Source organism: Pseudomonas sp. NPDC089743 (assembly GCF_044748785.1).
GTDB lineage: Bacteria > Pseudomonadota > Gammaproteobacteria > Pseudomonadales > Pseudomonadaceae > Aquipseudomonas > Aquipseudomonas putida_X.
In genome coordinates this window covers 40,320-64,500 of the sequence record NZ_JBIVGS010000008.1, presented here as the reverse complement: position 1 = coordinate 64,500, position 24,181 = coordinate 40,320, and the positions used below count along the sequence as shown (strand labels likewise).

The following is a 24,181-nucleotide window of genomic DNA, read 5'->3' as shown; positions in this document are numbered from 1 at the left end:
AACCGTGAGGTGCAACAGCAGCGTCCAGCCGTTATCGGCTTGAATGTCCAAGCAGCGTATTGACGTTCAGCGACAGCGCTTCGAGTGCAAACGGCTTTGTCAGCACTGCCGTGTGCGCTTCCATCGGGGCCTGGTCCAGTACATGCGGTTGCGCATACCCGGTCATGAACAGCACCGGCAGCCCAGGCCTGCAAAGGCGGCCCGTCTGCGCCATCTGCCGGCCGTCGATGCCACCTGGCAGGCCGATGTCCGTCACCAGCAGGTCGATACGCGTATCCGAGCGCAGCAGTTGCAAGCCCGCCAGGCTGTCAGCCGCTTCAATCACGACATAGCCACAGCTACCCAAGGCTTCGCTGACGAACATCCGCACCGAGGGCTCATCGTCGACCACCAGGACCGTGGCTCCGGATAGCACCGGCGGCGCCTTGACTGGCGCTCGTACAGACGCATCCTGGCCTGCACGGGCGGCTTGGCTGGGTAACTGCAGGTACACGCGGGTGCCTGCGCTCTCCTGCGATTCGATCTTCACCTGCCCCCCTGACTGTTTGGCGAACCCATAGATCATCGACAAGCCCAGCCCGGTGCCCGCACCGACCGGCTTTGTCGTGAAAAAGGGCTCGAATGCGCGGCTGAGTGTTTCGGCATTCATACCGATGCCATTGTCAGCCACGCAAACTGTCAGATACGTTCCGGGGGACAGCTCCGGATCCAGGTCCGGCCCTGGCTGCAGCACCTTGTCGAATGTACTGATGGATATCTCGCCGCCGCCGGCGTCACGGCTATTGATACAGAGATTGAGCAGCGCATTTTCGACTTGCGCCGGGTCGACCAGGCACGTGCTGGCCTGCGCATTGAGCTGCACCCGCAGGTTGATCGAGGGGCCGACCGTTCGACGAATCAGCTCTTCCATATCGCTGATCAAGGTATTCACGTCGGTATGCTCAGGCAGCAACGTCTGGCGGCGCGAGAATGCCAGCAGGCGGTGTGTCAGTGAGGCAGCACGCTGGGCAGCCCCCTGCGCTACCGATAAGTAACGCTCCACGTCCGCGACCCGCCCCTGGTTCAAACGCAGCTTGATCAGGTCCAGGCTGCCGGTGATGCCTGCCAGCAGGTTGTTGAAGTCGTGGGCAATCCCCCCGGTCAGTTGCCCGACCGCTTCCATCTTCTGCGACTGACGCAGCGCCGCCTGGGCCGCTTCGCGCTCGGCAACGGCTTCCTCGATGCGTGCTTCCAGCGTACGGTTGAGCTCACGCAACTTGGCTTCAGCATTTTTGCGGGCAGTGACATCGATGGAGGACCCGATCAGGCCCATGACTTCGCCGGTGTCGCTCAGTAGCGGGGCCTTGATGGACAGCCAGTAGGTCGCCGAGCCATCGGGCATGTCGACCCGCTCCTCGATCTGCTCGGCCACACCGCCGTGCATGATGCGCTGATCTGTCTCCATCACCTGGCGAGCCTGGGCTTTGTCCTCCAGGAACTCGACATCGGTCTTGCCCAGGTAGAACTCCGGCGGCTTGCCGATCAGTTGCGTGGCACCATGGTTGGCCACCAACATGCGCCCTGCCAGGTCCTTGGCATAGACAACCCCGGGCACCGCTGCCGTGAATGTTCGCAAAAGGGCCGACATCCTGTCGCGCTCAGCCTCTGCCGAGCGCCGTGACTCGATATCCATGAGTATGCCAGGGAAGCGCACAGCCACACCGTGCAGGTCGAGCTCTGCGCGGCCATTGGCCTCGACCCATCTGTAGCCGCCATCGTCGTGACGTACCCGGTACTCGCACCTGAATGCCCCACCACGGTCCATCGCTTGCTGGATGTCTGCCCAGACTCGCTCACGGTCGTGCGGGTGAATGGAGGCGAACGCTTCTTCGATCGGTATGCCCGCCATGCACCTGTCTGCCGGCAGCCCAAAGGATCGGGAGAAGCGCTCATCGGCTGTGACCTGGTTGTTGGGGATATCCCATAACCAGGTGCCGATGATCGCACCTGCATCGAGCGCCAACTGCAATCGCTCTGCAGTATTGGTTGGAAACGCATGTTCCTGGTTCTGCGCTGCAGACGCGCCAGTAGGGCTGTAAATGCCAGGACTTTCGCGATCCATAACCTGTCTCTCAGTGGCAACCGTCGGCCATGGTCGCACACCTGCGCCAAGCGCCGGAAGGCTCCACCATGCTCAAGCTCAAGATTAAGCTGCGCTTAAGTCTGGCACCTTAACCTGTCCCCAGCAAAGGCGCTTTCGCCCGTCTTCAAAGGGCTTACAAGGAGTTGTGCCATGACCCACGCACTGGATATGAAATGGAAATGCCTGGCCAGGACGGTCACATACGTCGGGTGGTCGCTGCTGTGGCTACTGCTGTGGGACGTGGCCGTTACCCTCGATGCCATGCTGGTCACAGGCTACGGGTTCGAGCTTCCGCTGATGCCCCTGACGCTGTTGTGCTCCGCGCTGGTGGTGCTCATCAGCTTTCGCAACTCCAGTGCGTACAATCGCTGGTGGGAGGCCAGGACGCTGTGGGGCTCGATGGTCAACAGCTCGCGCAGCCTGGGCCGGCAGGTGCTTACCCTCATCGAAGACACCCAGGGGCTGAACCCGGTCAAAGCCCAGCTCATGCGCCGGCATGTGGCTTATCTGCATGCCCTGCGCATGCACCTGGGCGGCGACAGAAACCCCGAAGCGCTGGGCGCTTTGCTCACTGAAAGTGAACGGGCCCGCCTGGCCGGGTCCAGCAATTTGCCCAACGACATTCTCAGCGGTTCGGCAGAACTGATCACGCACGAGTTCAACGAAGGCCGCCTGGACAGCATCAGGCTGGCGCGCATCGAGTCGACCCTGGTAGACCTGTCGAACTGGCAAGGCGGTATGGAGCGTATCGCCAATACACCGCTGCCCTACCCTTATGTGTATTTCCCCAGGCTGTTTGGCACGCTGTTCTGCATCATCATGCCGCTGAGCCTGGTTCCAACCTTAGGCTGGTTCACACCGGTCGTATCGACGGTCGTGGGCTGCATGCTGCTGGCCATGGAACGGATCGGCACGGACCTTCAGGCGCCGTTCGGCAACAGCCAGCACCGCATCCGTACCGAAGACTTTTGCCGCAATATCGAAAGCAATCTCAAGTCGATGTTCAACTCGCCGGAACGCGGGGTGCTGTCGCTGTGTCACGAGCCAGCCCCGGCGCTGCAGAGGCTTTGAGCCACGCCGACCGAAACAGGCGCGGCGCGGCTGATTTTCACCGTAAAAGTGAAAGTCTTATCCGATTGCCCCTGTTTTTGACTCAACACAATGCAGATAGCCTGAGCAGCACTCCTTCCCCTAACGAGGTCATGGCAATGAAGGCCATTGTTTTCACCCAACCCGGTTTGCCGATTCAGGACCCGCAGTCGCTGTACGAGGCCGATCTGCCCAAGCCCACCCCAGGTGCCCGCGACCTGCTGGTCGAGGTCAAGGCCATTGCGGTCAACCCAGTGGACACCAAGGTAAGGGCCTCGCGCAGCGCCGACCAACCCCAGGTGCTGGGCTGGGATGCGGTCGGTATCGTGCGCGAGGTCGGCAACGCGGTGACACTGTTCCAGCCCGGTGACGAGGTGTTCTATGCCGGTGCCATCGACCGCCCTGGCAGCTACAGCGAGTACCACCTGGTAGATGAACGCATCGTCGGGCGTAAACCCCGCAGCCTGGACAATGCCAGCGCCGCAGCCTTGCCGCTGACGTCCATCACCGCCTGGGAACTGCTGTTCGACCGCCTGGGCGTTGAGCAGCACGGTGGCAAGGGGCAAAGCCTGCTGATCATTGGCGCCGGTGGCGGCGTTGGGTCGATCCTGGTGCAGCTGGCCAGGCAGCTCACGCAGCTGACCGTGATCGGCACGGCATCGCGCCCACAAACCCAGCAATGGGTCAGCGAACTGGGTGCCCACCATGTGATCGATCACACCATTTCGATTCCCCAGCAACTGGCAGAACACGCCCTGGAGCCCGTCGATTACGTGATCAGCCTGACGCACACCGACACTTACCTGGCGCAACTGGTGGAAGTGCTTCGGCCGCAAGGCAAGCTTGCGCTGATCGATGACCCCGCCCAACTGGACGTCGTGCCGCTCAAACGCAAGTCATTGTCGCTGCACTGGGAGCTGATGTTCACCCGTTCGCTGTACACGACCGAAGACATGATCAAACAGCATCAGTTGCTCGAGCGCGTGTCGGCCCTGGTCGACGAGGGTGTGCTCAAGACCACCGTGGGCGAGCACTACGGCGCCATCAACGCTGACAACCTGCGGCGGGCCCATGCCCTGCTCGAAAGCGGCAAAGCCCGCGGAAAGATCGTGCTGGAAGGCTTCTGAAGCAGCGGTTAATGGCAACAGTGCAGTACCCCAGGGGGATTAGGTAAACCGACCACTGCCCGCTGCTGGCCTATCCTGTGCTCAGGGGCCAGTGGCAGGTCGCGCCACGCCGTCGAACATGGTCACGGTACTGCAATGTCCGATCAACACTCACCTTGGCACGGCCTGGCGAAATTCTGCCAAGGCATACGTTCGGAGTTCGTCACCCCACAGCGGCTGCCCCAGCGCCTGGTCGACGAGGCGGAAACCCTGCTTTCAGTGCTGTTGGCCATTGCCATGGCGCACTACCTGGGCGTTGCCAATGTCGGCTGGGCAGCGTTCAGTGGGTACATGGTCATGCGCTCCAGCCTGCACGACACTGTCTATCGGGGCGGGCTGAGAATCATCGGCACCGCGGCCGGCGCCATGGCCGCTGCCGTACTCGCGACGCGCACGGGGCTGCCCGGGCACTGGCTTGGCCTGGTCATCGGCCTGGTCGGTGCGGCCACGTTGCTGTGTGCCATCCGCTATGCCCATGGTTATGCGTGGTTGTTCACCGGGCTTACCTTCGCCATGGTGTCTATCGCGAGCCTGCAGGCCGACGACACCGATGCCGTGCTGTACTTCGCCAGAACCCGGATCGAAGAAGTGGCCTGCGGTACCCTGGCCTGCTGGTTCGTGGCGATGCTCTCTGGCCACACAGTGAGGCGCGCGTTGCCTGCCGTCACAGCGCACGCCCCGCTTGCCAAGGCGGCCCTGCCCGCCAAGGTTACCCGCAGCATGCGGGTGCACGCCCTGCAGGCCGGCGTTGCGCTGGCACTGATTCCACTGCTGGGCCAGTGGCTCGCCGTCGAGGGGCTGAGCCAGGCAGCCATTACCATCATGGCGGTGATGATGGTGCCGCCAGCCGCGCTGGTGCCTGGCAGCAAGGCAGTGACCCTGCGCAATATCCATCGCCTGATCGGCTGTGCTGCCGGCGCCGCGTGCGCTTGGCTGGCACTGGGGTTGATGGGTTCGAACTGGCTGGCCATGACCTTGATGATGTGCATCGGGGTGCTGTTGGGCCGGCATATCGAGAACAGCAACCGCTCCTTCGCCTATGCCGGCACTCAGTTCGCGCTGGTGTACCTGGTGGTGATGGTGCCGGACGCCTATGCCGATGCCAGCCCTGCACCTGGGCTGATCCGCCTGGAAGGGATCGTGGCCGGCTTCATCCTGATCGGTGCAGTGCAACTGGCGAACCTGTTGGTCCACCTGCGCGCGCAGGGCAAAACGGACACCAGATCAGGCAGGTGAACCACCGTTCGCGCCCCGAAGGCGCTCGTTCTGCCAAAGCAGGCGCCAGGCTTGCCACAACCAGCAGGCAAGGCTGCATCCCTGGGCCTCAGGCGATAGGGTACGGGGCATCGCGCATCCCAATTGCCAAGGAGGTGGCCATGGCGCTGTTCTGTAGGCTGAGTTTGTTGACCCTGCTCGCCGGCATGCTGCTGGGCGACATCGTGATCGCCTCGGTAGGCCTGCTCGGCGTATGTGGAGCGGCCGTATATCTCGACATCCGCCAGGATGCACTCAATGATGCGCCCAACCCATCGGACTTCCAGGCGTAGGTCAACCCGCCCCGGCGCCCTTGGCCCAAGCCTGCACACCCACGCCATTGCGCCGGCACCCGTTGATGGCAATTTGGGCGATAGCCGCCGAAACCTCTGCAACGCCAAGGTGACTAAGCCATAGGCGCAGGCTAGACTCGCCAGTTGATGCAACTGTGAACACTGCGTTTGCTTGAACATGCTCGGCGGTCACACAGGCAGCCGGTCTTAGCACTGCCGGCGGAAACCCCATGACTTTGCAACCTCACGTCAACTTGACCAATTGCGATCGCGAGCCGATCCAGATACCGGGCAGCATCCAGCCACACGGCTGTCTGCTCGCCTGCGACGCCTCAGCCAGCCTGGTCCTGCGCCACTCGGCAAATACCGCGCACATGCTCGGCGTGGCAGGCGGCGTCAATGGTCAACGGCTGGAGACAATCATCGGCGTCGAGGCAGCCCATACGGTTCGCAACTCACTGGCGCGTGTGAGGGAAGCTTCCCGGCCAGCGCTGTCGTTCGGCGTGGCGCTGGCCTCTGGCAAAGCATTCGACGTGTCTGCCCACCTGTTCAAGGGCACTGTCATCCTTGAGTTCGAGCCTGCCAGCCAAAGCATCGCCGAACCAATCGAACTGGTGCGCACGGTCATCGCCCAATTGCGCGAGATCGACCGCTCCGACAGGCTCGTGGCCGATACCGCCAAGCGGGTTCGCGCCCTGCTCGGTTACGACCGCGTGATGATCTACCAGCTGGGCGCCGACGGCGCTGGCAAGGTCGTGGCCGAAGCCAGGCGTAGCGGGCTTGAGAGCTTCCTGGGGCAATACTTCCCAGGCTCGGACATTCCGCAGCAGGCCCGTGCACTGTACCTGCGTAACCCTGTGAGGGTCATTTCCGACGCCAACTTCAAGGCCGTGCCGCTCGACCCGGTACTGGATTTGTCTGGCGAGCCCCTCGACCTCTCCTATGCCCACCTGCGCAGCGTTTCGCCGATTCACTGCGAATACCTGAACAACATGGGCGTGGGCGCATCCATGTCCATTTCAGTGATCGTCGACGGTGCCCTTTGGGGGCTGATCGCCTGCCACCATTACGCGCCACGCACGCTGAGCATGGGCCAGCGGGTCGCGGCTGAGATGTTCGGCGAGTTCTTTTCCCTGCACATCCAGACCCTCAACGCCCGGCAAACGCTGGAGGCCGCCGCCCACGCCCGGCAGGTGCTCGACAACCTGCTGCACGATGCGCACCGCACAACGGACATCGACGAACTGCTGCGCGCGCGCTTGCCCGACTTTCAGGGCCTGATCCCCTGCGACGGTATTGGCATGTCGCTGCAAGGCCAATGGACCGTGGCCGGACTGACGCCGCCAAGGCAGGCGGTACCCGGCTTGCTCAGCTTTGCCGAAGGCGTCGCCGAAGGCCGTACCTGGGCGTCGAACTGCCTGTCGCTGGCGCACCCTGCAGCCAAGGACTATGCCATGGATGTCGCGGGGGTGCTGATCATCCCGATGTCGCAGCACCCACGTGACTACCTCATGCTGTTTCGCAAGGAGGTGGTCGAAACCCTGAGCTGGGCGGGCGACCCCAACAAGACGTACGAAAGCGGCCCTCTGGGCGACCGCCTCACCCCCCGCAAGAGCTTCGCCGTGTGGAAAGAGACAGTCCACCACCACTGCTTGCCCTGGTCCGAGCAGGACCGCCAGTTTGGCGAAGCCATCCGTGCGGCGGTGGTCGAGGTGGCGCTGCATAACAGCGAACTGCTGGCCGATGAGCGTTCCAGGGCGGCTGTTCGCCAGCGGATGCTCAACGAGGAACTGAACCACCGGGTGAAGAACATTCTTTCGCTCATCGGTGCGCTGGTGGCCCACCCCACCTCGGAAAACCAGACGCTCAGTGGCTATGTGGCGACGCTCAAAGGGCGGATCCAGGCATTGTCCCTGGCACATGATCAGGTGGTACGCGGTGACGGTGGCGGCCGTTTTGGCAACTTGCTGGAGGCCGAACTGTCGCCATACCGCACCAGCGCCGATGCACTGGCGCTCAACGGCCCCGCGCTGCTGCTCGATGCCCGCGCCTATTCGGTGATGGCCCTGGTGCTTCACGAACTGGCGACCAATGCGGCCAAGTACGGGGCCTTGTCCAGGGCGGGCGGTAAGCTGGCCGTCAACTGGGTGGTCGACACGGGCGGGGCCTGTGACATCACCTGGCGCGAGAGCGGCGGGCCAACCGTACGGGCACCGACCCGCAGCGGCTTCGGTTCTGTTCTTATCGAACGGAGCATCCCGTTCGACCTGGGTGGCAGCAGCACCCTTGAATACAGGCCAGAGGGCCTGCAGGGCTTCTTCCGGATTCCGGCGAAGCACCTGACGCTGGTCGAAGAGCTCGCCAGCGAGACCCCGGCCGTTACCCACCAGCAGCCACAGCTAGACTGCAGCAGCCTGGCCAAGGCGCGCGTGCTGATACTCGAAGACCAGCTGGTGATTGCGGTTGGCCTCGAGCAGATCCTGGCCGATGCGCAGGTGCAGGAAGTGCTCACCGCCAGCTCTGAAGCCGAAGCCCTGAAGTTGCTTGCCAGCCACACCCCGGATGTCGCCGTGCTGGACATCAACCTGGGCACCGGCACCTCCATTGCCGTGGCCGAAGCGCTGACAAACCTGAATATCCCCTTCCTGTTCGCCACCGGCTACGGCGACAGCATGAACATCCCCGAGCATTTGAAACATGTGCCGGTGGTGCGCAAGCCCTACGACGCAGCCTCGATCCTGCACAACCTGGAAAACCTGCTGGCCTAGCGCGCCACCTGCGTGCAGGAGCCATGGCGCGGCCCCTGTACAGGCTCCCCCCAAAGGGTGATTTCGGGTGCGCCGCGAGTGTGGGAGCATTCCCACGTCCCACCTCAAGCTCTGCCCCTGATCCAACGCCATCCACAGTATCGAGCCTGCTCGCATATTGCGGCGTCCTGCATCCAGAACCAGGAGTCAGCAATGCATACAACAACAAATACAGCCCACCCGCCCCACTCTGCGTCGCACCCCACCGCTTCAGGCCGCTTCAGAAAATCCATGGGCATGACCGCACTGGTGCTGTTCGGCCTCGCCTACATGGTGCCCCTGGCCGTGTTCACCACCTACGGGCTGGTCACCCAGATGACCAAAGGGCATCTGCCCACCGCCTACCTGCTGACCCTCGCCGCCATGTTGCTCACCGCCTACAGCTACGGCCGCATGGTCCAGGCCCACCCCTACTCCGGCTCGGTCTACACCTACACCCGCAAGGCCTTCGGCAGCCACTTCGGTTTCATCGCCGGCTGGACCCTGCTGCTCGACTACATCTTCCTGCCCTTGCTCAGCTACCTTTTGATCGGCATCTACATGTCCGAATACTTCCCGGCGGTGCCCGCCTGGGTGTGGGTGCTGGGCTCGATCGCCCTGGTCACCTTCCTCAACCTGATCGGCATCGAGTCGATCACCCGGGTCAACTGGATCCTGGTGGTGGCGCAACTGGTGTTCATCATCGTTTTCGTCGCGCTGTCGGTGCGCAACCTCAGCGAGCAGAGCGCACCGGTGTCATTGCTGGCACCGTTCCATCACGAGGGCTTCAGTGTTCCGCTGATCATGACCGGCGCTGCGGTGCTGTGCCTGTCGTTTCTGGGCTTCGACGCGGTGTCGACCATGGCCGAGGAAACCAGCGAGCCGACCCGGCGTATCCCGCAGGCGATCCTGGCAGTGTCGGTGATCGGTGGCCTGCTGTTTTTGCTGGTGTCGTACTGCGCCCAGATGGTCTTCCCCGACTGGGCCTCGTTCGCTGACCCGGACTCCGCCTCGGTGGATGTGATGCGCCATGTCGGTGGCGAGCTGCTGGTGACCGGCTTTACCGCCACCTACGTGGCCGGCTGCTTCGCCTCGGCCATGGTGTCCCAGGCCAGCGTGTCCCGCGTGCTGTTCGCCATGGGCCGCGACGGCGCATTGCCGCGGGCGTTTGGCCGCCTGGCGACGCGAAAGCGCGTGCCGGCCACGGCGATCATGCTGGTCAGCACCCTGTCGCTGGTCGCCCTGTTCATCACCCTGGACACCGTCGCCAACATGATCAGCTTCGGCGCACTGTTCGCTTTTTCGGCCGTCAACCTAGCGGTGGTCAAGCATTACCTCGTCGACCAAAAGCTGCGTGGCACACGCAACTGCCTGCTGTATGGCGCCCTGCCGGCGCTGGGTTTCTTGAGCACACTGTGGCTGTGGAGCAGCCTGTCGAGCATGTCGTTCACCATCGGCCTGTGCTGGATGGCGGCAGGTTTCGTCTGCTTGCTCGGGCTGACCCGCGCCTTTCGGGTGAAGCTGCCCGAGCTGCAGATGATGGACTGATCCACTGCCCGTCATCCTCGACGCTCAGTGGACGAATTGACTATGATCCCGCGTTGAACGTTTCAGCATGTTTCAATAGGGACCTTAATGTCAGTTCATGAAGTACCGCCAGTCGCCCTTTCCAAAGGCGAAATCGGCAAGATGGAAGCCGCCATGGCCTTGGGCAGTTTTGCCATTGGCACCGGCGAATTCGCGATCATGGGGCTGATGCCGGACATCGCCGCCAACCTGCAACTGAGCGAGCCTCAGGTAGGCCATGCGATCAGCGCCTACGCGCTGGGTGTGGTGGTAGGTGCGCCGGCACTGGCCATTCTCGGTGCCAAGCTGCTGCGCAAGCACATGCTTCTTTTGTTGATGGCGCTGTATGCCATCGGCAACCTGGCCACCGCCTTCGCCCCGTCGTTTGCAGGGTTGGTGGCCTTCCGCTTCATCAGCGGCCTGCCCCATGGTGCGTACTTCGGCATCGCTGCGGTGGTTGCTTCGAGCATGGTACCGAGCAACCAGCGCGCCGGCGCCGTGGCCCGGGTAATGATGGGCCTCACACTGGCCATGTTGCTGGGTAACCCCGTGGCGACATTCCTGGGGCAGTACTTTGGCTGGCGCTCGGCGTTTTTGCTGGTGGGCCTGATCGCCCTGTGCACCATCGCCCTGGTCTGGCACTACGTGCCGCAACGCAGCGATGAAGTACGCAGCGACCCACGCAAGGAACTGAAAGCCTTCACCCTGCCGCAGGTGTGGATGGCGCTGGGCATCGCCTCGATCGGTTTTGCCGGCATGTTCTGTGTGTTCAGCTATCTGGCGCCGACCATGCTGGAAGTGACTCAAGTAGCGCCCCAGTGGATTCCCTTTGGCCTGGCAGCTTTCGGTCTTGGCGGCATCATCGGCAACATTGCCGGCGGCAAGCTGTTCGACCGGCTGCAGTTCCGCGCCGTGGGCATCGTCCTGGTGTGGTCGACCGCCGTGCTGGTGTTCTTCACCTTCGCTGCCCATTCGCTGTGGACACTGTTGTTGGGCATCGGCCTGGTCGGCACCATGATCGCACTGGCCGCGCCCTTGCAGATCCGCCTGATGGACATTGCCCACGAAGCGCCGAGCCTGGCAGCGGCTTCCAACCATGCGGCCTTCAACCTGGCCAATGCCTTGGGGCCTTGGTTTGGCGGCATGGCCATCAGTGCCGGGCTGGGCTGGACCAGCACCGGCTATATCGGCGCCGCTGCGGCGCTGGTGGGCTTGGGGATATACGCGGTGGCGCGGCGCATGAAGGGTGGCCAGTAGCAGGCTGCCTTCCAGTGAGCGCCGCACCGGCGGCGCTCACGTTCAGACCTCATTCACCAGATTCGCCGGCCTGTGCCCCGCCAACGCGCTCAACAGGTTCTCCACCGCACAGCGCGCCATGGCCTCGCGGGTTTCATGGGTTGCCGAGCCGATATGCGGGGTTGCCACCACATTGTCCAGGTGCAACAGGGGCGAATGTGCCGGCAACGGCTCCTGCACGAACACATCCAGCCCGGCGCCGCGTATGCGCTTGGCCTGCAACGCCGCTAGCAGTGCCTGCTCGTCCACCACACGTCCGCGGGCAATGTTCACCAGGATCGCCTCGGGCTTCATCAGCGAAAGCTCCCGTGCACCGATCAAGCCTTCGGTGCTGGCGCTCAAAGGCACCGTCAAACAGACAAAGTCCGCCTCGCTCAGCAGCGCGTCCAGGGTGCGATAGCGGGCACCATAGCGAGCCTCCACCTCTGGTTTGGCCCGCGAACTGTGGTACAGCACGCGCATGCCGAACCCGGCGGCGCCACGCCTTGCCAAGGCCTCGCCAATGCGCCCCATGCCAACGATGCCCAAGGTCTTGCCATGCACGTCACTGCCAAAGTGCGACGGCCCAATGTTGGCCTGCCAGTGGCCGTCACGTACCCAGCCGGCCAGCTCCACGACCCGTCGGGCAGTAGCCAGGATCAGGGCAAACCCGGTGTCGGCGGTGGTCTCGGTCAAGACATCAGGGGTATTGGTCAGCATCACGCCACGGCGGGTGAGTTCGGCAATGTCGTAGTTGTCGACGCCGACCGACACACTGGCCACCACTTCAAGCTGGGGCGCCAGGTCCAGCAGGCTGCTGTCCAGCCGCACACTGGCGCCCAGCAGGCCGTGGGCGCCGGGCAAGGCATCGCGCAGCCGGGCCAGGCCGTCACTGCCGGTGGTATCCACCCAGGTCACCTCGACCTGCTGTTGCAGGCGCGCCAGCAGGGCCTCGGGCAGGCGCTTGTAAAGGACGATTCGCTTTTTCATGGCTGTTTCCTATTGGCTCATGGCCAGGCGCTGGCCGCGGGGCTTGGCCTGGCCGGAGGTTTGCGGTGTTTTCAGTGCAGCCGTGAGCGCCACTGCTGTCAGCAGCGCACCGCACATGAACAGGTAAGAAGCGCCAGGGCCACCGGTGGCGCCGTTGAGGTAGCCCACCAGCCACGAGCCGCCGAACGAACCTAGCGCGCCCATGCTGTTGATCAGGGCCATGGCCCCACCGGCCACGTTGCTGGGCAGGATCTCCGGCACGATGGCGAAGAACGGGCCGTAGGGGGCGTACATGCAAGCCCCGGCAATCACCAGCAATGCATAGGACGCCCAGAAATGCTCGGTGCCCAACGCGTAGGAGCCATAGAAGGCCAGCGCGGCGATCAGCAAGGGCGGCCAGACGAAGCGCTTGCGCTTTTGCAGTTTGTCAGAGGCCCACGACACCCCGACCATGGCCAGCACCGCCGCCAGGTAGGGCACCGAGGCCAGCCAGCCGGCCTCGACGATGTCGACGTTCGCTGCTTGCTTGAGGATCGAAGGCAGCCACAGCACGAAGCCGTACACCCCGATGCTCCAGCAGAAGTACTGCAGTGACAGCACGATGACCTGCGCCGAGCGAAACGCTTCGCGGTAGTTCTTCACCGGCTTGATGCCTTGCTGCTCAGCGGCCAGGGCCTGTTCGAGCGAGGCTTTTTCCGCCTCGCTCAACCAGCCCACCTGGGCTGGCCGATCATCCACCAGGCGCCACCAGATGAACGCCCAGAGCACCGCCGGCAGGCCCTCGATGATGAACATCCAACGCCAGTCGAAATGCTTGATCAGGTACCCCGAGACCACCGACATCCACAGGATGGTCACCGGGTTGCCCAGCATCAGGAAGGTATTGGCCCGCGAGCGTTCGGCGCGGGTGAACCAATGGCACAGGTACACCAGCATCGCCGGCATCACCGCGGCCTCGACCACCCCGAGCAGGAAGCGGATGCCAATCAGCAGGTAGACGTTGCTGACCATGCCGGTCAGGGTCGCCAGGCTGCCCCAGAGGATCAGGCTGACGAAAATCAGCTTTTTGACGCTGCGTTTTTGCGCGTAGATGGCGCCAGGCACCTGGAAGAAGAAGTAGCCGAGGAAAAACAGCGCCCCCAGCAGGGACGACAGCGCCGGGGTGATTTTCAGGTCATCGGCCATGCCTGAGGCGGCGGCGAAGCCGTAGTTGGCGCGGTCGAGGTAGGCCAGGCTGTAAGTGACGAAGACGATCGGGATGATGTACCACCAACGGCGTGGGGCGAGGCTTGTCGATTGCATGATGCGGCTCCTGAGCTTGTTGTTTTTGTAGCAACCGGCCGGCGTACCGGCGATCAAAGTTTCAGGCACTCTTGAGTAACGCGTACGCTTCCAGCTCCCGGCGCAGGGGCAAGCCTTCCATGTCGCCGCGCGATTGCACGGCGCGGCTGCCGCACCAGTTGCCGCGAGCGACCGCCTCGGCCAGCGGGCGGCCTTCGAGCAGGCCACTGACCACGCCAACGGCAAAGGCGTCGCCGGCGCCGACGGTGTCCACCACCCTGGCCACCGGTACAGGGGCGACCTGCCCTTGGCCTTGGGCATTACGGTAGTAGGCACCCTCGCCGCCCAGCTTGATCACCACATGCTCGACGCCACGGTCCAGGTAGAACGCAGCGATGTCTGCCGGGTTTTGCAAACCGGTCAGCAGGCGCCCTTCCTCCAGCCCTGGCAGCAGCCAATGCGCCTTCACCGCCAGCGCGTTGACCTCACGAACCATGCTCGCGCTGTCGGGCCACAGCGACGGGCGCAGATTGGGGTCGAAGGAGATGCTGCGCCCTTCGCTGCGCATGCGTTCGACCAGCTCATGGGCCAGCGCCCTGCAGCCGGCCGATAGCGCCAGTGGAATACCGGTAGCGTGCAGGTGGCGGGCCTGCAGCAACGCCGGGCTGAGCTGCGCCAGCGACAGGTGGCTGGCCGCGGAGTTGCGGCGAAAATACTCCACCGCCGGGTCGCTGCCGTCGTCGCAACGGCCCTTGAGCTGAAAGCCTGTCGGGTGCTGGTCATCGACCTCCACGTGGCTGCAGTCCAGCCCTTCCTGCTGCAGGGTGTCGAGCACGAAGCGGCCGAGCGAGTCGTTGCCCACCCGGCTCAACCAACGCACCCGAAAACCCAGGCGGGCAAGGCCGATGGCCACATTGCTGTCGGCGCCGGCAATGCGCTTGGTAAATGCCCCTACAGCCGCCAGGTCACCGACCTGCTCGGCAACGAACATGGCCATGGTTTCGCCAAAACACAGAACGTCATGCGTAGGCATGGCTCACCTCCTCGCTCATGGCGATGCGGGCCAGGTTGTTGACCTGGGCGCGGGTCAACGCCAGCAAGTCAGCGCCGGCCAGCGGGTACTCCACGGCGCGCATCAGCCCAGGGGTGAACTCGGCGAACAGTGCCTCCCAAGCCATCAGGTCGCGTGCCTGGGGCACAACGGCTACCAGGCGCCCGCTGGCTTCGCGCTGCACAGCCTTGCAATGCACATAGCGCACCCAGCGGCCAAGCGACTGGGCTGCCTGCGCGGCGGATTCACCCTGCCATTGCCAGTTGCCGATATCGAAGGTCATGCCCAGCGCCAGCCCCTGCTCCTCGCAGCGCTGGAAAAACTGCAGCAGCGGGGCGATGCGCCCGCCCTGCACGGTCTGGTCGTTCTCCACCAGCAACAGCGGGTCACCCGGGCGCAGGTGCGCTTGCAAGCCTGTCAGGTCGGCTGCGCCAGGGTAATGCCCCAACGACACCTTCAGCGCCACAGCGCCGAGTGCGCGGGCCAGCGCCAGCTTGGCGGGCAAGCGCGCGTCCAGCTGCCCTTCAGGCGTCCACAGCTCCAGTGGCGAGGAATACAGGCACTGCAACTGCAGCGCGGTGATTGCCGCCGACAGCGCGGTGGCATCCGGCGCCTCGTCGAACAGCTCTTCGCGCAGTTCGACACAGCGCACGCCGGCAGCGGCCAGCATTTCAAGGAAGCTCTCCTGGCCACGCTCCCGGACCAGGCTGGCACCGTAGCTGGAAAGGCTGATGGAAACGGGGTTCGCGTGCATTGTTCTTATCCTTATGAAACCGGTTTCATTTATAGGCTGCAGCAATGACCAGCGTCGTTGCCGGCCGTTGCTTCAGGCTCGTGATTGAGTGGAACCTCGGATGATCAACTCTGCTTCGAAGTCCAGGCGCCGGGGCGCCCCGCTCTCCCCGCGCAGGCGGTCGAGCAGGCAGTCGAAGGCGGCCACGCCGATGCGTTGGGTGGGTTGGGCGAGCGCGGTGATGCCGCTGCCAACCAGCGGGTACCAGTCCAGTTCGTCCAGCGCAATCAGGCCTACGTCCTGGAACAGGTTGCAACCAGCGTCGTGCAGTACACGGGTCACCGCCAGGGTGGCAACGCCGTTGAAGGTGAAGATGGCCTGCGGGCCATGGCCCTTGCTGGCGAGAAAGGCGTCAAGCCGGGCGGGCAACGCGTTGTCGATTTCCACCAGTTGTTGGCGCATGCCGGCGCGGCGGCTGATCGACGCGGTGAATGCCTGGGTGCGTTCCAGCCGGGAGCTGGTGCCGTCCAGCGGTTCGGTGACCGCCAGGATGTCGCGGTAGCCGCGCGCCTGCAAATGGTCCAGGGCCTGGCCGATGGCGTGGGCGTTATCCAACCCCACCAGGTCGACGTTCAGTTCTGGCAGTTGCCGGTCTACCAGGACCATGGGCATGTCACGCTGCAGGTTCAGCAGTTCGCCGGGGTGATGGCCGAGGGTGTTCACGATCAGGCCCTCGACGTTGTAAGACTGCAGGGCCGCCAGGTGATGGCGCTCTTGCTCGTCGTCGCGGTTGGTGTTGCACACCACGAGGCTGTAGCCGTGCTGGCGGCAGGCGGTTTCAACGCCGTGCATCACCGCCACTGAATAGGGGTTGAGGATGTCTGCCACCAGCATGCCGATCAAACGCGTCTGGCCACGCTTGAGGCCGCGGGCCATCTGGTTGGGCCGGTAGCCCAGGCGTTCGATGACTTCTTCAAGGCGCTTGGCGGTAGCTTCTGCCAGCAGTTGGCGATCGCCGCCGATGTAGCGCGACACGGTGGCCTTGGAGACGCCGGCAACGCGTGCGACCTCGCTGATGGTCACGCGCTCACGGGAATGGGCAGGCAGATCGGTCATTTCGGTCCCTTGTGATTATTGTCGGTGACGGTGAATGAAACCGGTTTCAATACATCAAAACCGCGCGCTTTCGTCACCTACCGTTCGTCGGGATTTTACAGGGGAGCCCCTTTTACGGAGCACCGAGTCATTCAATCTCCAGATCTGAAATCACTCTCTGTCGCTAATGACTTGCCGGGGGTCACCGGCAAGCCGACTCCCACAAAAGGGATAGCGCCAGTCCTATCGAATGGCCTTCACATCACTGGCCGAAACAGCGCTGCCCTGGTTACCCCAACTGGTGCGGATGAAGTTCACTACCTCAGCCACTTCCTGATCGCTCAAGCGCCAGCCGAACGCTGGCATGGTGAGGTTCGACGGCGCGGTATGGGTCGCCGGCACCGTGCCGCCTTCGAGCACCACATGAATCAGCGAGGTGGCATCGGCCGTCTGTACCACCGGATTGCCGGCCAGCGCCGGGAACACCCGGGTATAGCCCTGGCCATCGGTGCGGTGGCAGGCGGCGCAGTTGTCGATGTACACCGCCGCACCCGGCTTGCTGTCATCGCCATTCCACAAAGCCTGTGCCACTTGCTTGTCATACACATGCGGCTGGTCGTCCGGGTCGCTTGCCGGCAGCGTCTTGAGGTAGCGGGCAATGGCCGTCAGGTCGCCATCGCTCAAGTGCTGCATGCTGTGTTCGACCACATCGCTCATGCCGCCGAAAACGGCACTGCGGTCACTGCGGCCGGTTTTCAGAAACTGCACCAACTGCTCCTCGCTCCAGCTGCCCAGGCCATCCTTGTGGTCACCGCGCAAGTTCTTGGCGATCCAGCCTTCCAACGGCGCGCTGCCGGCAAGGAACTGCTCGCCATCGGCGGGGCTCAGGGCCTTTTCCTGCATGGTCAGGGCACGCGGGGTATGGCACGCGCCGCAATGGCCCAGGCCCTCCACCAGGTAGGCTCCGCGGCTGACCACGGGGTCTGCGCCGGCCGGCGCTTGCCAGGCTTTCACTTCTGGCGCGAACATGCCCCGCCAGATCGCCAGCGGCCAACGCATGCTCAAGGGCCAAGGGATGTCGGTGGCCTTGTTCGGCTGCGCCACCGGTTGCACGCCTTGCATGAAGTAGGCGTACAGCGCGCGCATGTCCTCGTCCGTGACCCGCGCATAGGACGGGTACGGCATGGCCGGGTACAGCGTGCTGCCGTCCTTGGCCACGCCCTTGCGCACGGCCAGGTCGAACTCTTTGAAACTGTACTGGCCGATGCCGGTGGCATCCGGGGTGATGTTGGTGGAGTACACGGTGCCGATAGGGGTTTGCATCGGCAGCCCACCGGCAAAAGGCTTGCCGCCCTTGGCGGTATGGCAGGCCACGCAGTCACCGGCACGGGCCAGGTACTCGCCCTTCTTCACCAGTGCATCGGTGGCTTCCTCAGCCTGGGCAGCCAGGCCCGTGCCCAACAGCAGGGTCGCGATCAACAGTCGTTTCATGCCATCGCTCCTCACGCCTGAACCAGCGGGCCGGGGTTTTTCAGGTACTGCTCGCGGATGGCCCGCGCCGACCAGTAAGTCAGTGCAGCCACCAGGCCGGTGGGGTTGTAACCCAGCCCTTGGGGGAACGCCGAAGCCCCCGGGACGAACACGTTGTGCACGTCCCAGCTTTGCAGGTAGCGGTTCAGGGCACTGGTTTTGGGGTCGGTGCCCATGATCGCGCCGCCGTTGAGGTGGGTGGTCTGGTAGTTGGCGGTATTGAAGTGCTCCTGGACCTTCTTGCCGAGCACAGCGATCGTTTTCGGGTTCATCGCCTGGGCGATCTTGCTTAGCTTGTCGACCATGAACTGGTTCATCTTGATGTCGTTTTCCTGCCAGTCGAAGGTCATGCGCAGCAGCGGCTGGCCGTAGGCGTCACGGTAGGTCGGGTCGAGGTCCAGGTAGTTGCCACGGTAAGACTGGTGCGCGCCGTGGGCGTCCATCGACACCTGGTGGGTGTAGTAATCGGCCGTGGCCTTCTTCCAGGCACTGCCCCACGCGGGCGTGCCAGGTGGGTTGGCAACACCGGCAATCGGCCGGCTGCCGGCCTGGTTGACCCACATCGGCGAGCCGCCGACGAAACCGTGCGGCCCATGGTCGAAGTTGTCGGCGTTGAAGTCGTCGATCGCCACACCGTTGCCACCGGCGCCGATGAAGTTGTTGGTGTAGGTGTCCTTGTCGAAGAACGCTTTCACCGTGCCCATGTTCTGGTAGGCGAAGTTGCGCCCCACGACCCCTTCGTTCTTGATCGGGTCATAGGGTTTGCCGATGCCCGACAGCAGCATCAGGCGCACGTTGTTGAACTGGAACGCGGCCAGGATGACGATGTCCGCCGGCTGCTCTACTTCCCGCCCCTGGGCATCGATGTAGGTCACGCCGGTAGCCTTGCGCTTGCTGTCGTCCAGGTTCACCCGCAGCACGTGGGCGTTGGCCCGCAGCTCGAAATGGGGCACCTGGCGCAGCGCCGGCAGGATGTTCACGTTGGGCGAGGCCTTGGAGTACATGTAGCAGACGTACCCGCTGCAGAAGCCGCAGAAGTTGCACGGCCCCATCTGTGCGCCATAAGGGTTGGTGTAGGGGCCCGAGGTGTTGGCCGAAGGCAGGTTGTAGGGCTTGTAGCCCAGGCTGGCGGCGGCCTTCTGGAACAGCTGCGCCGACACCACGTTCTTCTGCGACACCAGCGGGAAGGGGTTTGAGCGGTCCGGTGCATAGGGGTTGCCGCCCTTACCTTCGCCGACCACCTTACCGTTCACGGTCCAGGCCTGGCCCGAGGTGCCGAAGACCTTCTCGGCGAAGTCGAAGCAAGGTTCGAGCTCCTCGTAGCTCACGCCAAAGTCCTGGATGGTCATGTCTTCAGGGATGAAGCGTTTGCCGTAGCGCTCTTCGTAGTGGCTGCGCATGCGCAGTTCCATCGGGTCTACACGAAAATGCACGCCGGACCAGTGCAAGCCTGCGCCGCCCACGCCCTTGCCGGGCAGGAAGGCACCGAGCTGGCGGTTGGGCAGCGCGACATCGTGGACGCTGTGGCGGATGGTGACGGTTTCCTTGGAGACATCCACGAACAGCTTCTTGCGTACGCTGTAAGTCAGCTCATCGATGACCTGTGGGTAGCTGCCCTCGGGGTAGGTGTCCTGCATCGGCCCGCGCTCCAGCGCGACCACCTGCAGCCCGGCCTCGGTGAGTTCCTTGGCCATGATGGCGCCGGCCCAGCCGAAACCGACGATCACCGCATCGACCTTCTTCATTGCATTGGCCATGCCTTACGCCCTCTCGCCACGAATCGATACTGCCGGGAAGGGGTAAGGCTCGTTGCGCTCGGCCCAGTCCATGAAGTCTGCGCGGGCACCTGGGAAGCCGATTTGCGTCCAGCCGACCATGCCCTTGTTGCCACCGTGAATCGGGTCACAGAAGAACCCCTCGCGGGTGTTCTGCACCAGCAGGCTAAAAAACACCTTTGCCGGCAATTGGTCGAAAACGATCTCACCGGCTTCGATCTTGCCAAGAACCTTGTCTCGGGTAGCGCTATCTTGCTCGGCGAAAGTTTTGCCGCTGGCATTTTTGCACCAGGCGTCCGCAGCGGCGATGCCCAGGCGGTAGATTTGCTGTGGGCTCAGTTGCAGCTGGTAGCCAAGCTCCGGCGCGGCGTCGGCCTTGAACGGGCCTTGCATGTACCACTGGGCACCTGTGGCATAGGGGGTGTTCATCTGGCGGTCGATGAATTCGGCGGCGCCTGCTTCGAGTGCGCCGGGGCCCAGCTCGTCAGCGGGGATGATGCGCGACACCGCCGCCTGCACGAAGGCCCATTCCTCAGCGGTGAAGAACGTCGGCTGGTAATGGCCAGCGGGCGGTGTCGCGGGCACCTTCGGTTCGCGGGCCGGCTGGGCCAGCAGTTGGCCGGCACCCAGGCCGGTGCTGGTCGCCACGGTGACCACCGGAATCAGGGTCAACGTTTTGCGCAGGAAGTCCCGGCGCGGGTTGTCGGGGGCATGCTCAGGCATTGCGAGTCCTCATCAGCATTGGGCGGCCTTGGGTTGCGCCGTCTGGGTTTCGGTCAGGGAGAGGCCCTGATAAACCGCCTAATCTAGCTGGTTCGGAAACATTTTGAAACCGGTTTCATATCACTTGCATGGGCCGTAGCCACCCGCGCAGGCGCGCTTGCGCGGGAGGCCACCCAAAGCGAAGAACAAGCCATCCACCCACTGGAGCACACTTGTACTCCACCCATCAAAACTCGACCACATACCCCACAATCACCCGGTTTTCATCCGCCGCATCCGCAAAATTCGAGCGCATGCTCGCATTGCGCCAGCGCAGCGAAAGATTCTTCAGCGCCCCCGACTGCACCACATAGGTCACATCCGTTGTGCGCTCCCACTCCTCCCCTTCACCGCCCCGTGCAGCCAGCGCCCTGCCCTTGGCGCTGGCGATGCGCTGCGGGTCGACCTGATCGCCTTTCACATAGCGCACATTGAACGTGAGCCCAGGTATGCCCAGCGCGGCAAAGTTGTAGTCATAGCGCAACATCCAGGCGCGTTCGTTGGCCAGCGCAAAGGTGCTCACCTGCTGTTCGCTGAACAGATAAGTGTCGGTCCCGCCCACATAGGCGTAGGCCGTATCGCCACTGGCCTTCTGATACCCCCCGCTGAGGGTATGGCCGGTGAAGCTGTAACCAAACTGGGTGCTCAAGGTCTGGTTATCCACCTCACCGAGCAACGCCCTTCCCTGCTCCTGGGCATTGAACCAGCGCCATTCGGTGAAGGCTTCACCTGGCCCCACGCCAGTCCTGTACTTGAACCCGGCGTAATCCCGGCGGAACAGGTCATCCAGTTGGCTGCCGTGCAGGCTCAGGGTCAGGTTCTTGATCGGCTGATAATCGGCCCCCAGGTAATACAACCGGGTACTGCTCACTGTGGCCTAATAGGCGCCCTGCTGCGCCATCGCCGTCAGGTCTTCATAATCGGTGGAGTCACGCAGCTTGGTGGCATCTACCTGCAGTAACGTCAGCACCAGGTTGTCGAGGTCCTTGCTCACCAGTTGCGCGCCGTTGAACCATTGTGGGAACAAGCGGCTGTTGTTCGACGCGAGCAACGGCAACTGCGGGCTGAGCGCGCCCACCTGCAGCTCGGTCTGCGACAGCTTCGTCTTGAACGTGGCGACCGCCTTGCTGTAGCTGTCCGCCGCGCGCTTGTCGCTGCCCCGCGGCAGCAGCCCGGTGCCGCTGCGGTCCGGCGATGAATCGAGCTTTACGCCAAGCATCCCGACCGCATCCAGGCCAAACCCCAGCACACCCTGGGTGTAGCCGGACTGCCACTTGAGCATGAAGCCCTGGGCCCATTCGCCACGCCGGGATTGGCTGGCGGCCTCACCGTGAAAGTCGCGGTCAAAGTAGAAGTTGCGCAGCTCCAGGCTACCTTTGCCGTCCTCGACAAAGGCAGCCTGCGCGGGTGGCCACGCGCAGCAGAACGCCGCGAGCATCAGCGATGCCCGCACGGAGGTGGAAGTGATCATGAATGTGCCTTGTTCTTGTTGTTGTCGGGCAGGTTCAGGCCTTGGGGTTTTTGACGTAACGCATCACCACCAGGCAGGCGAGCAGGATCAGCGGCGCAATGGATAGCATGCCCATGTAGCTGCTACCGGTGAGGTCGTTGATCTGCCCCACCATCACCGGCGCCACGATGCCGCTGAGTTGCCCCACAGAGTTGATCGCCGCCGTGCCGGTGGCGATCGCCAGGCCCGAGAACGTGGACTGCGGGATGGTCCAGAAGATCGGAATGGCGATGAATGTACCTGCCGTGGCCAGTACCAGCGCCGCCATCATCGCCCAGGACGAGTCCGAGAACAGGCACGCCAGCAAGTAGCCGGCCGCGGCCGCCAGCAGGCAATAGACCAGGTAGCGCTTGCGCTCGCCGGTGCGGTCCGAGCGCCGGGTCAGCAGCACCATGCCGACACAGGCTACCGCGTACGGCAGCGCAGACAGCACGCCGACCCACAGCATGTCCTGCACACCCGAGGACTTGATCAGGTGCGGCATCCAGAAGTTCAGGCCATAGGACGCGGATTTCACCACGTAATAGATGAACGCCATGATCGCCACTTCGCGGGTCAGCAGTACCCGCCACAACGACCCCAGCACCGGTTTCTGCGCGCGTTGGTCCTGCGCCAGGTTTTCCACCAGCAGGTCTTTTTCTGCACGGCTCAACCAGCGGGCCGACTCGATATCACGGTCGAGCTTGTACAGCACCACGATACCCAGCACTACGCATGGCAGGCCCGACATCAAAAACAGCCAGTGCCAACCGGCCAGGCCAAGCACGCCGTCCATGGTCCCCAGCAAGAAACCCGCTGCCGGCCCACCCATCGCACCGGCCAGAGGCCCTGCGAGGAACCACAGGCCATTCATCTTCGCCAGGTGTCTACGCGGGAACCAGCACGCCAGGTAGAACAGGATCGCCGGCCCGAAACCGGCCTCCATCACACCGATCAGAAAGCGCAGGAAGTACAACGTGTACTGTGTGTAGGCGAACACCAGCGCGGCGGTGGCCAGCCCCCAGGACACCATGATCCGGCAGATCCACGCCGGCGCCCCGTAGCGTTTCAGGCCCAGGCTGCTCGGCACTTCGAACAATACGTAGCCAATGAAGAACATGCTCGCGGCCAGGCCATAGGCAGCGTCGCTCAGGCCAAGCTCAGCCTGCATCTGGGCTTTGGCGAAGCTGATGTTGATGCGGTCGAAGTAGGAAAACAGGAAACAGATGATGGCCAGCGGCATGATGCGCCAGGCCACGCGGCGGTACAGCAGCAGTTCATTGATGTGGCTGTCATTGCGCTCGCGCGCCAGAACACCGGTCAAGGCAACCATGATGGATCTCCGTTCTTGTAATTATTGGAGAGCGGCGGCGCCCTTATGGGCGCCACTGAAGGGCTGTTAGCCAATGCGCACAAGCTTTTCCTTGTAGGCGGCCCCTTTGCGAAGGTAATCGGCTGCGTTGGCATGCATGTGGGCGATAGCGTCAGGCGTCAGCTCGCGCACCACCTTGGCCGGTGCGCCGAGGATCAGGGAATTGTCGGGGAAGACCTTGCCTTCGGTAACGATGGCGCCCGCGCCCACCAGGCAGTTGCGGCCGATGACCGCGCCATTGAGTACCACCGCCTGAATGCCGATCAGTGCGCCATCAGCGACCGTGCAGCCATGCAGCATCGCCTGGTGGCCAATGGTGACGCCATTGCCCACGGTCAGTGCGAAGCCTGGGTCGGCATGCAGCACCGCGCCTTCCTGAACATTGCTGTGCTGGCCAATGCGGATTGCAGCGTTGTCGCCGCGCAGCACCGCCTGCGGCCAGACACTGGCACCCTGCTCCAGGGTGACGTCGCCTATCACCGTGGCCTGTTCGGCGACGAAGGTTTCTGGGTGTAGGTTGGGAGTGAGTGTGTCGTAGCGATAGATAGCCAT

General features: G+C 63.5%; 18 protein-coding genes and 1 pseudogene. 7 read left to right on the top strand and 12 right to left on the bottom strand.

Annotated elements, in window-relative coordinates; genetic code table 11:
- Positions 1-31 precede the first annotated feature (31 nt).
- A complete protein-coding gene (locus ACIPZC_RS15820; protein WP_400627974.1) occupies positions 32-2,101 on the bottom strand; it encodes a PAS domain-containing protein in 2,070 nt (689 codons plus the stop codon).
- 171 nt (positions 2,102-2,272) lie between these two features.
- Between ACIPZC_RS15820 and ACIPZC_RS15815 the strand changes: the two genes are divergently transcribed.
- From ACIPZC_RS15815 to ACIPZC_RS15785, 7 genes are all read left to right on the top strand, one after another.
- Entirely contained in the window at positions 2,273-3,193 is a 921-nt protein-coding gene (locus ACIPZC_RS15815; protein ID WP_400627972.1) for a bestrophin family protein, read from the top strand.
- Between the two features lie 137 nt (positions 3,194-3,330).
- A complete protein-coding gene (locus ACIPZC_RS15810) occupies positions 3,331-4,338 on the top strand; it encodes a zinc-binding alcohol dehydrogenase family protein (protein ID WP_400627970.1) in 1,008 nt (335 codons plus the stop codon).
- 135 nt (positions 4,339-4,473) lie between these two features.
- On the top strand, positions 4,474-5,613 hold the full coding sequence (locus ACIPZC_RS15805; RefSeq protein WP_400627968.1) for an FUSC family protein: 1,140 nt from the start codon (positions 4,474-4,476) through the stop codon (positions 5,611-5,613).
- Positions 5,614-5,753: 140 nt separating this feature from the next.
- The gene (locus ACIPZC_RS15800; RefSeq protein WP_241806894.1) at positions 5,754-5,924 is read left to right on the top strand and encodes a hypothetical protein; all 171 of its coding nucleotides are present in this window, start codon (positions 5,754-5,756) and stop codon (positions 5,922-5,924) included.
- A gap of 230 nt (positions 5,925-6,154) precedes the next feature.
- Complete coding sequence (locus ACIPZC_RS15795; RefSeq protein ID WP_400627967.1) at positions 6,155-8,692, top strand: HWE histidine kinase domain-containing protein; 2,538 nt, start codon at positions 6,155-6,157, stop codon at positions 8,690-8,692.
- Between the two features lie 192 nt (positions 8,693-8,884).
- The gene (locus ACIPZC_RS15790; RefSeq protein WP_400627965.1) at positions 8,885-10,258 is read left to right on the top strand and encodes an APC family permease; all 1,374 of its coding nucleotides are present in this window, start codon (positions 8,885-8,887) and stop codon (positions 10,256-10,258) included.
- Between the two features lie 87 nt (positions 10,259-10,345).
- Positions 10,346-11,533 carry an MFS transporter gene (locus ACIPZC_RS15785; protein WP_400627963.1) on the top strand — a complete coding sequence of 396 codons (1,188 nt, stop codon included), beginning with the start codon at positions 10,346-10,348 and terminating at the stop codon, positions 11,531-11,533.
- Positions 11,534-11,575: 42 nt separating this feature from the next.
- Here the strand turns inward: ACIPZC_RS15785 and ACIPZC_RS15780 are convergent, their stop codons facing one another.
- From ACIPZC_RS15780 to ACIPZC_RS15730, 11 genes and pseudogenes are all read right to left on the bottom strand, one after another.
- The gene (locus tag ACIPZC_RS15780) at positions 11,576-12,541 is read right to left on the bottom strand and encodes a 2-hydroxyacid dehydrogenase (protein ID WP_400627961.1); all 966 of its coding nucleotides are present in this window, start codon (positions 12,539-12,541) and stop codon (positions 11,576-11,578) included.
- A gap of 9 nt (positions 12,542-12,550) precedes the next feature.
- Positions 12,551-13,843 (bottom strand): MFS transporter, encoded by a 1,293-nt coding sequence (locus tag ACIPZC_RS15775; RefSeq protein ID WP_400627959.1) that lies wholly within the window; start codon positions 13,841-13,843, stop codon positions 12,551-12,553.
- A 61-nt stretch (positions 13,844-13,904) separates the two neighbouring features.
- Entirely contained in the window at positions 13,905-14,855 is a 951-nt protein-coding gene (locus tag ACIPZC_RS15770) for a sugar kinase (RefSeq protein ID WP_400627957.1), read from the bottom strand.
- The gene (locus ACIPZC_RS15765; RefSeq protein WP_400627955.1) at positions 14,842-15,627 is read right to left on the bottom strand and encodes a sugar phosphate isomerase/epimerase family protein; all 786 of its coding nucleotides are present in this window, start codon (positions 15,625-15,627) and stop codon (positions 14,842-14,844) included. The genes ACIPZC_RS15770 and ACIPZC_RS15765 overlap by 14 nt, the downstream gene beginning before the upstream one ends.
- 72 nt (positions 15,628-15,699) lie before the next feature.
- Entirely contained in the window at positions 15,700-16,722 is a 1,023-nt protein-coding gene (locus ACIPZC_RS15760) for a LacI family DNA-binding transcriptional regulator (RefSeq protein WP_400627953.1), read from the bottom strand.
- Between the two features lie 222 nt (positions 16,723-16,944).
- A complete protein-coding gene (locus ACIPZC_RS15755) occupies positions 16,945-18,192 on the bottom strand; it encodes a c-type cytochrome (RefSeq protein WP_400627951.1) in 1,248 nt (415 codons plus the stop codon).
- A gap of 11 nt (positions 18,193-18,203) precedes the next feature.
- A complete protein-coding gene (locus tag ACIPZC_RS15750; RefSeq protein ID WP_241806881.1) occupies positions 18,204-19,988 on the bottom strand; it encodes a GMC family oxidoreductase in 1,785 nt (594 codons plus the stop codon).
- Positions 19,989-19,991: 3 nt separating this feature from the next.
- Complete coding sequence (locus tag ACIPZC_RS15745) at positions 19,992-20,729, bottom strand: gluconate 2-dehydrogenase subunit 3 family protein (protein ID WP_241806879.1); 738 nt, start codon at positions 20,727-20,729, stop codon at positions 19,992-19,994.
- 226 nt (positions 20,730-20,955) lie between these two features.
- A pseudogene (locus tag ACIPZC_RS15740) lies at positions 20,956-22,239 on the bottom strand (OprD family porin).
- A gap of 34 nt (positions 22,240-22,273) precedes the next feature.
- The gene (locus tag ACIPZC_RS15735; protein WP_400627948.1) at positions 22,274-23,590 is read right to left on the bottom strand and encodes an MFS transporter; all 1,317 of its coding nucleotides are present in this window, start codon (positions 23,588-23,590) and stop codon (positions 22,274-22,276) included.
- A 66-nt stretch (positions 23,591-23,656) separates the two neighbouring features.
- On the bottom strand, positions 23,657-24,181 hold the full coding sequence (locus ACIPZC_RS15730) for a gamma carbonic anhydrase family protein (protein ID WP_349975502.1): 525 nt from the start codon (positions 24,179-24,181) through the stop codon (positions 23,657-23,659).

Bases quoted from the DNA above. Each gene is read 5' to 3' on its own strand.
- ACIPZC_RS15820 (WP_400627974.1), bottom strand. From the start codon at position 2,101: ATGGATCGCGAAAGTCCTGGCATTTACAGCCCTACTGGCGCGTCTGCA.
- ACIPZC_RS15815 (WP_400627972.1), top strand. From the start codon at position 2,273: ATGACCCACGCACTGGATATGAAATGGAAATGCCTGGCCAGGACGGTC.
- ACIPZC_RS15810 (WP_400627970.1), top strand. From the start codon at position 3,331: ATGAAGGCCATTGTTTTCACCCAACCCGGTTTGCCGATTCAGGACCCG.
- ACIPZC_RS15805 (WP_400627968.1), top strand. From the start codon at position 4,474: ATGTCCGATCAACACTCACCTTGGCACGGCCTGGCGAAATTCTGCCAA.
- ACIPZC_RS15800 (WP_241806894.1), top strand. From the start codon at position 5,754: ATGGCGCTGTTCTGTAGGCTGAGTTTGTTGACCCTGCTCGCCGGCATG.
- ACIPZC_RS15795 (WP_400627967.1), top strand. From the start codon at position 6,155: ATGACTTTGCAACCTCACGTCAACTTGACCAATTGCGATCGCGAGCCG.
- ACIPZC_RS15790 (WP_400627965.1), top strand. From the start codon at position 8,885: ATGCATACAACAACAAATACAGCCCACCCGCCCCACTCTGCGTCGCAC.
- ACIPZC_RS15785 (WP_400627963.1), top strand. From the start codon at position 10,346: ATGTCAGTTCATGAAGTACCGCCAGTCGCCCTTTCCAAAGGCGAAATC.
- ACIPZC_RS15780 (WP_400627961.1), bottom strand. From the start codon at position 12,541: ATGAAAAAGCGAATCGTCCTTTACAAGCGCCTGCCCGAGGCCCTGCTG.
- ACIPZC_RS15775 (WP_400627959.1), bottom strand. From the start codon at position 13,843: ATGCAATCGACAAGCCTCGCCCCACGCCGTTGGTGGTACATCATCCCG.
- ACIPZC_RS15770 (WP_400627957.1), bottom strand. From the start codon at position 14,855: ATGCCTACGCATGACGTTCTGTGTTTTGGCGAAACCATGGCCATGTTC.
- ACIPZC_RS15765 (WP_400627955.1), bottom strand. From the start codon at position 15,627: ATGCACGCGAACCCCGTTTCCATCAGCCTTTCCAGCTACGGTGCCAGC.
- ACIPZC_RS15760 (WP_400627953.1), bottom strand. From the start codon at position 16,722: ATGACCGATCTGCCTGCCCATTCCCGTGAGCGCGTGACCATCAGCGAG.
- ACIPZC_RS15755 (WP_400627951.1), bottom strand. From the start codon at position 18,192: ATGAAACGACTGTTGATCGCGACCCTGCTGTTGGGCACGGGCCTGGCT.
- ACIPZC_RS15750 (WP_241806881.1), bottom strand. From the start codon at position 19,988: ATGGCCAATGCAATGAAGAAGGTCGATGCGGTGATCGTCGGTTTCGGC.
- ACIPZC_RS15745 (WP_241806879.1), bottom strand. From the start codon at position 20,729: ATGCCTGAGCATGCCCCCGACAACCCGCGCCGGGACTTCCTGCGCAAA.
- ACIPZC_RS15735 (WP_400627948.1), bottom strand. From the start codon at position 23,590: ATGGTTGCCTTGACCGGTGTTCTGGCGCGCGAGCGCAATGACAGCCAC.
- ACIPZC_RS15730 (WP_349975502.1), bottom strand. From the start codon at position 24,181: ATGGCTATCTATCGCTACGACACACTCACTCCCAACCTACACCCAGAA.